Source organism: Oceanobacillus saliphilus (genome assembly GCF_023522835.1).
Taxonomy (GTDB): Bacteria; Bacillota; Bacilli; order Bacillales; family Amphibacillaceae; genus Oceanobacillus; species Oceanobacillus saliphilus.
The window spans coordinates 253,435-262,141 of sequence record NZ_JALCZU010000005.1 but is presented as its reverse complement, the minus strand read 5'-3'; the positions used below and the strand labels follow the sequence as shown (position 1 = coordinate 262,141).

General features: G+C 36.1%; 13 protein-coding genes. 10 read left to right on the top strand and 3 right to left on the bottom strand.

Annotated elements, in window-relative coordinates:
* Positions 1-82 precede the first annotated feature (82 nt).
* Positions 83-268, bottom strand: coding sequence for a YqzE family protein (locus MN204_RS10965; protein WP_249871111.1), 186 nt, complete (start codon positions 266-268; stop codon positions 83-85).
* A 143-nt stretch (positions 269-411) separates the two neighbouring features.
* Between MN204_RS10965 and comGA the strand changes: the two genes are divergently transcribed.
* From comGA to MN204_RS10920, 9 genes are all read left to right on the top strand, one after another.
* Positions 412-1,428: a competence type IV pilus ATPase ComGA gene (gene comGA / locus MN204_RS10960; protein ID WP_249871110.1), complete on the top strand. Its 1,017-nt coding sequence runs from the start codon at positions 412-414 to the stop codon at positions 1,426-1,428.
* Positions 1,379-2,425, top strand: coding sequence for a competence type IV pilus assembly protein ComGB (gene comGB, locus MN204_RS10955; RefSeq protein ID WP_249871109.1), 1,047 nt, complete (start codon positions 1,379-1,381; stop codon positions 2,423-2,425). The genes comGA and comGB overlap by 50 nt, the downstream gene beginning before the upstream one ends.
* Before the next feature lie 12 nt (positions 2,426-2,437).
* Positions 2,438-2,752: a competence type IV pilus major pilin ComGC gene (comGC, locus tag MN204_RS10950; RefSeq protein WP_249871108.1), complete on the top strand. Its 315-nt coding sequence runs from the start codon at positions 2,438-2,440 to the stop codon at positions 2,750-2,752.
* Entirely contained in the window at positions 2,691-3,173 is a 483-nt protein-coding gene (comGD, locus tag MN204_RS10945; protein ID WP_249871107.1) for a competence type IV pilus minor pilin ComGD, read from the top strand. Before comGC ends, comGD begins: the two co-directional genes overlap by 62 nt.
* Positions 3,160-3,501, top strand: a complete 342-nt coding sequence (locus MN204_RS10940; RefSeq protein WP_249871106.1) for a prepilin-type N-terminal cleavage/methylation domain-containing protein — start codon at positions 3,160-3,162, stop codon at positions 3,499-3,501. Before comGD ends, MN204_RS10940 begins: the two co-directional genes overlap by 14 nt.
* A gap of 16 nt (positions 3,502-3,517) precedes the next feature.
* Positions 3,518-3,901: a competence type IV pilus minor pilin ComGF gene (locus tag MN204_RS10935; RefSeq protein WP_249871105.1), complete on the top strand. Its 384-nt coding sequence runs from the start codon at positions 3,518-3,520 to the stop codon at positions 3,899-3,901.
* A complete protein-coding gene (locus MN204_RS10930) occupies positions 3,873-4,256 on the top strand; it encodes a hypothetical protein (protein ID WP_249871104.1) in 384 nt (127 codons plus the stop codon). The genes MN204_RS10935 and MN204_RS10930 overlap by 29 nt, the downstream gene beginning before the upstream one ends.
* A gap of 83 nt (positions 4,257-4,339) precedes the next feature.
* Complete coding sequence (locus MN204_RS10925; protein ID WP_368858664.1) at positions 4,340-5,047, top strand: helix-turn-helix transcriptional regulator; 708 nt, start codon at positions 4,340-4,342, stop codon at positions 5,045-5,047.
* 74 nt (positions 5,048-5,121) lie between these two features.
* Complete coding sequence (locus MN204_RS10920; RefSeq protein WP_249871102.1) at positions 5,122-5,364, top strand: DUF2626 domain-containing protein; 243 nt, start codon at positions 5,122-5,124, stop codon at positions 5,362-5,364.
* A gap of 111 nt (positions 5,365-5,475) precedes the next feature.
* Here MN204_RS10920 and MN204_RS10915 read toward each other — a convergent pair whose 3' ends face one another.
* Positions 5,476-6,099: an MBL fold metallo-hydrolase gene (locus tag MN204_RS10915; RefSeq protein WP_249871101.1), complete on the bottom strand. Its 624-nt coding sequence runs from the start codon at positions 6,097-6,099 to the stop codon at positions 5,476-5,478.
* Positions 6,100-6,280: 181 nt separating this feature from the next.
* Between MN204_RS10915 and MN204_RS10910 the strand changes: the two genes are divergently transcribed.
* Complete coding sequence (locus MN204_RS10910) at positions 6,281-6,454, top strand: DUF2759 family protein (RefSeq protein WP_438804701.1); 174 nt, start codon at positions 6,281-6,283, stop codon at positions 6,452-6,454.
* Positions 6,455-6,740: 286 nt separating this feature from the next.
* Here MN204_RS10910 and MN204_RS10905 read toward each other — a convergent pair whose 3' ends face one another.
* Positions 6,741-8,660, bottom strand: a complete 1,920-nt coding sequence (locus tag MN204_RS10905; RefSeq protein WP_249871099.1) for an LTA synthase family protein — start codon at positions 8,658-8,660, stop codon at positions 6,741-6,743.
* Between the last annotated feature and the right edge of the window lie 47 nt (positions 8,661-8,707).

Genomic DNA, 8,707 nt, shown 5'->3' with positions numbered 1-8,707 from the left:
AATAGATGATGAAAATAATTCAAATAAAAATGGTTCCGATCATCCAAAAACCGATGAACGGAACCATTTTTATTCATTTTGGCTAGTTATGTCCCAGCCTCTTTTGAAACATTACTTTTATTGTGAATGGAAGCATTCCAAGCCATCTGTTCATAAAAATAGGCTTATGTTTTTTTTCGCTTTTTCGCTTTTTCTTTTCTTCAGTCGGTAAATTCATATATGTGATAACCTGTTCAGTCATAAACTTTAAATAATCATTTCCTGACATTTCAAGCCCACCTTACATTGTTGGTATATCTCTATCATTTGCATATCGAAAAAAAATATTCAAATTTTTTATTAATAAAGAAGGAAAACAACAAAACCTGTCGAATATAGTAGTTGTTGGATCTTTAAGGAGGTGAACTTTTATTGAATCCTGCAGCAAAGTTATCGGACACCCTTCTAAACGCTTCGATCAAAGCAAATGCTTCTGATATTCACTTCTATCCGTTTCAGACTCATACTGACATTTACTTCCGGGTCCATGGAAAACGGGTTATGTTCCAAAAAATTCGTATGGAACAGTATCAATTACTTCTTACCTACTACAAATTCATTTCCCGAATGGACATTGGAGAATCCAGAAAACCTCAAAACGGCACGCTTGAGCATGAAGCAGCGTCCAAATTATTTTCATTGCGCATATCTACACTCCCTCTCAATAATATGGAAAGTATGGCAATTAGAATCCTTCCGCAAGATACTACCCTCACATTGGAACAACTATTCCTTTTTCCAAGACAGCTGGATAGAATTAAGCAATGGATTTCAAACCGGGCGGGGATTATCCTGTTTACCGGACCTACCGGGAGCGGGAAAACTACTGCACTATATGCATTACTGGAATCTATTTTGAAGGAAAAATCCTACCAGACAATTACATTGGAGGATCCGATTGAAAAGAAAATGGATAACATACTTCAAGTGCAGGTAAATGAAAAAGCAGGTATAAGTTATCAAACGGGCCTGAAAGCTGCCTTGCGTCATGATCCGGACATTATTATGGTGGGAGAGATCCGTGACAAAAATACCGCGAAATTTGCGTTTGAGGCTTCGTTAACTGGACATCTCGTCTTAAGTACCTTGCATGCAAAAAATGCCGCCGGAACAATACATCGATTAGTTGATATGGGAATAAAAAGAAGTGATATGAAGCAATCACTTATAGCTGTTGCTGCTTTGGAACTGCTTCCGTTACAGATTTATAAAGCTTGTCGCAGAGCTGCAATCCTTGAATTGCTCGAAGATGAATTTCTAAAAGGTGTCATAGAAGGAAAGGAAAAAAATCTAGATATGTTTCATTCATTTGAGTATTTAAGAAAGAAGGCTTTTGCATATGGATTTATTTCTGAAGAGGTTTACAACTCACAACAAGTTAAACAGTGATTTGCAGCTTCGGTTTCTACAGTTATTACATCGGTTACTTTCAAATGGGTATTCGTTATTGGAAGCACTTGAAACAATCAAATGGAATAAAGAGCTGCATCAGACTGCAGAATTGATCACGGAGTCTTTCAGGGATGGGATGTCAGTAGATGAAGCATTTGAAAAAGCAGCGTTCCACCCAAGCATAACCTCCTATCTATATTTTGTACGAGGAAATGGAGATTTGGAAGGAACTATTTCAAAATGTGCTGCTATGTATGAACACCGAATGAAGTATATTAAAAAATTTCAGCAGGTTTCCAGATATCCCTTCATTTTATTTTTTATCTTCTTCTTGCTTATGTATTTTATCAAATGGAGTGTACTTCCCTCCTTTCAGGATCTTTTTCGGACGAGTTCCGAAGCATCTTTCACTATTTTCGTTTCCATCTTGGTTATAGATATACTTGGCAGTGTCCTTTTCATATTATTGATTGTGACTTTAATTGCAATCATCATCTGGAATGTAACAAAAAAAAGATTACCAATTGAAAAACAATTAAAAGTATATGAATCGATCCCCATCTACCGTAGCATCTTGAAACTGCAGACTTCTTTTCACTTCGCAGCTCACTTCGGCTCCCTTTTAAAAACAGGGATGTCATTTCGGGAAATTCTTCAGCACATGTCCAAACAAACCAGATTACCTATTATTGCCTATTATTCACAACAAATGAATACGGAACTATCGAAAGGCCTCCATATTGCCAGTTTGCTGTCGGTATTTACGTTTCTCGAAAACCAATTGACTGCTATCTTTCATAAGAATGTAGATGTGCATGCATTGGAAAAAGACTTGAATATCTATTCGGAACTTTTGATGGAGGAAATCCAAAGAAAAATCACAAAAAACATTACATTAATCCAACCGGTTTTTTTTCTCATTCTCGCTTGTTTCGTTATTTTTATTTATATAACGTTGATGTGGCCTATGTTTCAACTAATTAAAACAATATAAAGGAGTTAAATCATGCTGAAAAATAATAAAGGATTCACCCTAATTGAAATGCTGATTGTTCTGATGATTATTTCCGTATTAATTATACTGATTGTTCCCAACCTTGGTGATAAAGGAAGTGAAGTCCACAGCAAGGGATGTGATGCACTTGTAAGCGTCGTTCAGGCGCAAGTGGATGCTTTTTATTTGGAAAAAGGTGTATACCCTGTTTCTTTAGATGCTATGATTCCAGACTATATTAATAAAGAACAGGAGACATGTCAGAATGGTAAAAAATTGGGATACTCGTTGGATGGCTCAAAGGGAACTGTCTCCATACCAGAGTAACAGCAATGGGTTTACTCTAATCGAAATGCTCTTTGTGGTAAGTCTATTGTCAATCATCCTGCTCCTCTTTCCTTCTCTTAATATGGAAAGTGTGGAAAAACAGCAGGAAAAACAATTTTTGGAAACATTGAAGTTTGATGTCCTATATATACAGAATTTATCCAATTTAGCAACAGATGAGAAACTTTATATCAGATTATATGAAGATAATTACAAGATTATCAAGGGGGTGACGAAGCCTATTGCTGAAAGGCCCTACCCTGATGGAATGGTAATTGATTACCGTGGGAACCCCGACCTCTATTTCAATGAAAATGGAACTTTTCTATATCCGCGGACAATTCGTATTACAACAAAGTATTCTGTGTATGATATGATTTTTCAATTGGGGAAAGGAAGGTTTTACATTGCCCAAAGATAGTGGATTTACGTTAATTGAAGTGCTTATTGCTGCAAGTATCACTTTTACCACAGTAACGCTACTATTACCAATCATTTTGCTATTGGACGCAGAGCAGAAAGTGTTAAGTGATCGTCGCTCCTTCGCATATCTCCTCCACGATGAACTACAGCATTTCATTTGGGAGCCCACCACCGATCCTCCCATGCAATTTACCAAAATAGTAAACAACATGGAGGGTCAATTTGAATTCGAAATTGAAAATAATACAATAAAAGGATGTGTTGAATGGACCAATGTACAAAATAGAAATGAAAGATTATGTTACTACGGCTTGCCTGCAACGTGAAAAAGGGTTCACATTTGTGTCAATTCTTTTGATGATTACTGTCCTATCCATAACATTGCCTTTGCAGGGATATATGATTCAAGCTGCAGAATATGAAAATAACTATGCTGAAATATCAGCACAGCAATTTTTTCAATTTCTTCGGGATGATGTCATTAAATCAACTTCTATCCATGCGAGTGAAAAAAAGTTATATCTCCATCAAAACGATCTGAATGTAACGGCCACCTTTGAATTGTATGGAAGTCTAATTAGAAGACAGGTAAATGGACAAGGCCATGAAGTTTATTTGAGAGATGTAGATGCTGTCACTTTCTCATCTCTCCCCTACGGAGTCCACGTAACTGTAACCATGCTCTCGGGAGATAAGTATGAAAAATCGATTGTACATTATAAGTAACCAAAAGGGATTCACGCTACTATATGTATTATATATAACTGTAATTGTCTTCTTACTGATAACTGCAAGCATCCAAAATTATCAACGCGATCTTGAAATAACCGATAGGCATATTCAACAGTTACATGTGGAAACACTTTTTCAAATGGGACGTGAAAAAGTTAAATCAGAGATCACGCACTTAAATTTCCCCGTCACAAGGACCTATGACTTTTCGGATGGGCAAGTCGCAGTAGAAGTGAAACAACTTAACGTTGATACCTTTGAATTGCTATTCACGATTACCTTGAGTTCAGACGATTATATTTTTGGTATAAGAAACTTATTAAAATATGAAGAAATTGTGACGGAATAAGTATGTACATTTTTTAACAAACTTTCTCGTTTCATCTATTTATCCAATTTAATCGTTATAATTAAGTTATTAAACATGTTGAGGTGATTAAGTTGGTTGACACACTAAAAGTTACAAATGTTTTAAGCGATCCGACAAGATATAATATTTACCAACATATAATTAGAGAGCAGAAGGACGTTAGTGTTGTAGAAATTTCAGATTTATTTAACATTCACCCGAATGTTGCGAGACTCCATTTATCAAAACTTGAAGATGTAAACATGGTTACTTCCCATTACAGTAAATCGGGAAAAGGTGGAAGACCGAGCAGACTCTATCGACTTTCGGAACAAGTTATCGAAATGAATTTCCCGGCAAGAGATTACAGAACCCTTTCCTCCATTGCACTCGAAGCATTAATGGATCTCGGGGAAGCTGGAGAGCGAGCATTATATTCAACCGGAAAAAAATATGGTCTTCAAATTGCAGAAACCTACAAGAACTCCACTCATTCTGCTGTGACTATCCAGCAAAAAATTGAAGTTTTGGAAGATGCAGGTACAATTCTTGGTCTTTATGCGAAGTTTTCCTACAATGAAGAAAAGCAATCTATCCGTTTTACAGTAAATAATTGCCCATTTAAAGAAATAGCAGCCACGAATCATACAGTAGTCTGTAAAATGCACCACCTATTCCTTAAAGGTATTTTTGATGTGTTGTTTACCGAGTCACAACTTATATTAGAAGAAAATATGTTTGAAGGTAATTGCAAAAACTGTAAATATATAGCTAATATTGCAATTGTTTAATGACATTCGTTTACATTCTCTAAAACCTCGTATATAATAACAATGAAAAGGCTACCTAAAAGGAGGGGGAAGACATGGATCGTATGTTTCGTGTTCTTGCCTTTTGGACAGGTATTTTTACAGTAATGTTTTATGTCGGTGACATGATGAATACTGCACTATTATTCCTGGTTCAAACGGCGTTTTTCCTTACAGTAAGTTATTTGAAATTATCTGAGCGCATGTATATGTATTTATTCGGAGCGTATTGTACCATCTTCATGATCGGCTTTACGTGGTATTCCGAATTTATACTTGTACCTGGTTTCGGGCATTAAAATTAAAAACCCTGCATCCCGTATGCAGGGTTTTTAATTTGCAACTATCCATTTTCCTTCTGTAAATCAATAGCCGTAAATGCTTTAGAGAATGCCTTCGTTTTCCAATACTCATTTTCTTACGAAGGGATTGCTTTTCTTCTCCATTCCTATAGTCGTTGCGGGCCCGTGTCCCGGATAAACGGTAAAAGCGTCATCCAATAGGTACAATTGATTTCGAATGGACAATTCAAGTTCCTCCATGCTGCCTCCCGGTAAATCAGTTCGACCGATTCCTTGATAGAAAAGGACGTCCCCACTTACAATAAAATGATCTTCTTCAAAGATAAAACTAACACTGCCAGGTGAATGTCCCGGCGTATGTAATATAGTAAAATCAAAAGAACCTATCCGTAATCTGCCAGGATTGAGTGGTTTATCTGCAGGACTTACCAGGATTTCTCTTCCCTGCAGTTTAAACGAACCATTCAACATAGGGTCTGATAGCCAGGATGACTCACTTTTATGTAAATATACTTCTGCACCTGTAGCTTTTCTAACTTCCTCCAGAGCTCCAATGTGATCGAAATGTGCGTGTGTCAGCAAAATCGCTTGTACATGAAGTTTTCTCTGATTTAAAAAGCCGAGTATTTTTTCAGATTCTGCACCAGGATCTATAACAATTGCATCTTGATCATCAAAAACGATATAGCAGTTTGTACCAATAGGGCCAACAGACATTCCCTTAATATTCATCATTCAGCCTCCATCTCTTATTGTATTACTGACTTAAAGAAAACGTTTTATTATAACTCGACAAAAACAATCTAATGCTTTAAAATAAATAGTATATTGTCTTAGTTACATAATAATACAAAAGTATTTCCATAGCCAATTTGGAATACTGGAAATACCGCTTTAAAGGAGGATGAAATCTATGCAGCATATCGTATTAGCAATCGTATTCTTATTCGTAGCGCTACTAGCTGTTGTATCTGTTATTCGCCAACTGAAATACAAAAACTTTTTTGCTTTAATTTTTTCAGGAATTACAGCATTGGCATTTGGATTCTTCTCAATTGCAACGATTATCTCTGAAATAGCTGGTTAATTAATTAAATGAATGTTTTTTTAGAAAACTTGGTTGTCACGAAGCTTTTCGATGACAGCCTAAGTAGCACTTATGTAGGAAGGTAAGTTTATATTTATCTTCCTGTGAACAAAGTTAATATTAACGAGTTACCTTTTCTAAGTGTCAAAACGGCCTTCAGCATTTCTGAAGGCCGTTTTTAGTAACAGTAACATAACTGGTTTAATAGGAGAGGCTACAGCATATTTATGCTGTAGCCTCTCCTTATGCAAGTAAAAAAGTATAAACTTTCATACTTGCATAAATGTTAATCTTCGATGTTGAAATTAATGAATCGGAATAGATCGCCGTAAATCAAATTATCGGAATAGGATAACTCGGTTTGAACCTTCTCCTGTATTGGTGCACATGCATTTTCAGTCATCGGTTGATTTTCCGTTTCTTCAGTTGTCTCCGTAACTTCCTCATCTATTGGTTCACCAGTTTCACGATCGTAGCATACGCCAAGGGTAGATACGTAATCATCACTTATAAAATCACCATTTCTTAACGCAATATACTCTTTTCTGTCTTCAGCAAACACATCGTTGCCGAACATAATATCGTCTTCTGTTTCAATCCCTAATAGGTTTAGGATCGTTGGCTTCATATCAATCTGCCCGGTTACTTCTGAAATGGTCTCCCCATTTCCGTCACCAGGTATATGGATAAACAATGGTACACGCTGCAATTGAACCTGATCATAAGGTGTAATTTCTTCTTTTTCTAAATACATACTCATTGCTCTATTATGGTTTGCGCTGATACCAATATGATCACCCATGATAATGATAATCGAATCCTCATACAATCCGGAATCTTTCAGCTGTGTGAAAAAGTCTTCAATCGCTTCATCCATATATCTTACAGCTGGGAAGAAATTATTTAATGTGTTTGAATTGGAATCATATGGATCGATTGACGTTTCTTCATCATTCATTTCAAATGGAAAATGGTTGGTTAACGTAATAAATTTGGAATAGTAAGGCTCTTCCAGTGATTGCAAATACTTAATGGATTGTTCAAAGAATGGTTTATCCATCAATCCCCAGCCAATTGAATTCTCATCTGTTACTTCATAAGCTTCCTCGCCATAGAAATGGTCGACGCCAAGGCTTTGGTACATTCCTTCGCGGTTCCAGAAACTTTTATTGTTTGCATGAAACACTGCTGAAGTATATCCTTCTTCTTTAATGATTTCCGGAAGTGCGTTGTATTCATTGCCACCATGGGTAAAGAATACAGCTCCACGTGATAATGGATAAAGTGAGTTTTCTACTAGGAACTCTGAATCGGAAGTATTTCCCTGTCCTGTCTGTTCATAGAAGTTGTCGAAATAGTAGGTATCCTCATCTTCAATTAAACGATTCAGGAAAGGCGTCACTTCCTCACCATATACATCATTATTAATTACAAATTCCTGCAGGGATTCAGCATTAATGAAAATGACGTTTTTCCCCTCTGCAGCGCCAAACATATGAGACTTTTCATCTACTTTCACGTTCTTATCGATAAATTCCTGTATTTCAGGTAATTCATTCCCATCTGCGAATACACGTTGCGATTCAGTTTTTGAATGTACAACAAGATCATAGACATGATAATTGAAAAGCCCAATGTTTTTCACGAGGTATTCACGGTCGAAAGCACGTGTGAACAATTGTGGTCTTTCCATTTCTGCAAGGAAAAAATTACCAGCAAGCAATGCAAGTGAAAGTGCCATGGCAAATACTTTCCCACTTTTTGGATATTCGACAGCTAATTTACTTTCCTGTTTCTTGCTTAAATACCATATAAGCGCTGCATCAACAAAAATTAAAATGTCAAATGGATTAATCAGTGTTAAAATACTTGAACCAAGATCGGACATATTACTTCCCATGAATAATTGTGGAATGGTAATAAAATCCGTGAATTGGCGATAAAACACAAGATTCGCAAAAACAACAAATGATCCAATCAAAGCAGTGTATCTTATGAATTTCATTTGTCGGGATGTTTTATTGAACCATACACTGATTGCAAAAATCAAAAAGGCAGATACGAAAGGGTTTATTAATAAAATAAACTCCTGCATCATGTTATCTAGATCGATGGTGAACACAAATCGGTAAACAATATATGTTTTTAATCCGAAAAGTAATGCAGCAATTATATATAATGGAAATACTGGACGCTTAAAACTCATACTTCTTCCTCCTATAACTCTCTCACCATGTTACGGTATTTATTTTA